The following is a 1936-nucleotide window of genomic DNA, read 5'->3' as shown; positions in this document are numbered from 1 at the left end:
TCGGTCGACGTCAACTCGGCGCGCGCCACCAAGGGCAGCGACGTCGAGCAGACCGCCTACAACACCAACCTCGAAGCGGCCGACGAAATCGCCCGCCAGATGCGGCTGCGCGACCTCGGCGGGCTGATCGTGATCGATTTCATCGACATGGAAAACCCCAAGCATCAGCGCGAAGTGGAAAACCGCCTGCGCGATGCCCTGCATCACGACCGCGCCCGCGTGCAGACCGGCAAGATCTCGCGCTTCGGCCTCTTGGAGATGTCGCGCCAGCGGCTGCAGCCTTCGCTCGGCGAGACCAGCTACAACGCCTGCCCGCGCTGCCACGGCACCGGCCACATCCGCGGCACCGAATCGTCGGCGCTGCACATCCTGCGCATCCTGCAGGAAGATGCGATGAAGGAAAACACCGGCGCGGTGCATGTCCAGCTGCCGGTCGACGTGGCGACCTTCCTGCTGAACGAGAAACGCGTCGACATCCACACCATCGAATCGCGCCTCAAGGTCAATGTGGTGTTGATCCCCAACATCCACATGGAAACCCCGCACTACACCATCACCCGGCTGCGCCACGACGAGCTGAACCAGCGCGATGCCAGCGAGCCGAGCTACAAGATGGCAACCCTGCCGGAGACCGAAGCCGTCTACCAGACCGCCCAGGCCGCCGCGCCGGCGCGCCAGGAAGCCGCGGTCAAGTCGATCGCGCCGCCGCAGCCGGTGCCGGCCGCGCGCCCGGCCGTGCCGGTCGCCGCGCAGGTCCAGGGCGGTTTGTTCGAGCGCATCTTCGGCTGGTTCAAGAAACTCGGCGAAGAGGCGCCCGCCGCCGCAACCGCCCCGGCGGTTGCCGAACCGGTTGCCGCCATTGCACGCAGCGAACGCCCGAGCGAGCGCCGTGAACGCAAGCCCGCCCAGCGCCGCAGCCGCGGCGAAGGGCGCAACGGCGAAGGGCGCGGCGAGGCCCGCAACGGCGAAGCCCGCCAGTCGGAGCCGCGCCAGAGCGAGGGCCGCGCCGAACCGCGCAACGGCGAATCGGCAAAGCCCGCCCGCCCGCCGCGCCAGCCCAAACCGCGTCCCGAGGCGGAAGCCGCGCCGCGCGTGGCAGAACCCGCGGAAACTCCGCGCGAGGCCGGAAACGAGGAAAAACGCGAACCGCGCAGCCGCCGCGGCCGCGGCAATCGCCGTCCGCGTGAAGCCCATGCGGAAACCGCAGCAGGCAATGGCGGCGGCACGCCGCGGGCCATCGTCGAAATCGCCGGTTTCCGTGCAATCGTCGAAATCGCAGGCAAGCCCAGGGCGGCGGCCCCTGCCCCGGCCGCCCCCGCGCAGCAGGCCTTGCAACTGGAAACGGCTGCCCCCCCAAATGTCGCGCTACCCGGTAGCGTCGCCGCATCCCCCACCGCCATTCTGGCGGATCTGGCGGCCAACGCCGCCAGTCTGCAGCAGGTGGAAACCCAGGCCGCGGCGGCCGGCGCGAGTGAAACCGGCGAGCCGGGACGCCCACGCCGCCGGCGCCGTCCCGCAGCCAAACCGGCGGACAGCGGCAGCGTCAGCCTGATGCAAGTCGAGACCAGCGCGCCCGCCGTCGATATTGCCGAGGCATCCACGCCGGCCGCATCGCCCCACCCCACGCGCCGGCGCGCACGTCCGCAGGCGAGCGCAGCGCAGGAGCCGCTGGTGCAGGTGGAAACCCAGGCGGAATAAAGCCTGCGCCGCAACAACAAGGGCCGCTTGAAGCGGCCCTTGTTGTTTGCCGCGAACGGCAGAAGCGATCAGCTGCCTGAACGCAGTTTAAGCTGGGTGTCGCCGGTGATTTCCCGGATCAGGCCTTGTACCGCGTCTTCGATCATGTCGAGGTTTTCCTCGAAGCCCTGTACGCCGCCGTAATACGGGTCGACCACGTCGAGATTGGGATACTTGCGGCTGAACGACAGCAGCCGCC

2 protein-coding genes are annotated in these 1936 nt (G+C 69.4%); one reads left to right on the top strand and one right to left on the bottom strand.

All coding sequences use genetic code 11. The features are described 5' to 3' along the window. The coding region (locus Q0L94_RS17725; protein WP_296755982.1) for a ribonuclease E/G at positions 1 to 1698 on the top strand (1698 nt) is incomplete at its 5' end. Between the two features lie 68 nt (positions 1699 to 1766). Here Q0L94_RS17725 and Q0L94_RS17720 read toward each other — a convergent pair. Then, complete coding sequence (locus Q0L94_RS17720) at positions 1767 to 1895, bottom strand: hypothetical protein (protein ID WP_366799486.1); 129 nt, start codon at positions 1893 to 1895, stop codon at positions 1767 to 1769. Positions 1896 to 1936 lie beyond the last annotated feature (41 nt).

The organism is Thiobacillus sp., assembly GCF_024708915.1.
The sequence above is the reverse complement of the archived record's forward strand: the minus strand, read 5'-3'. Positions and strand labels throughout refer to the sequence as shown.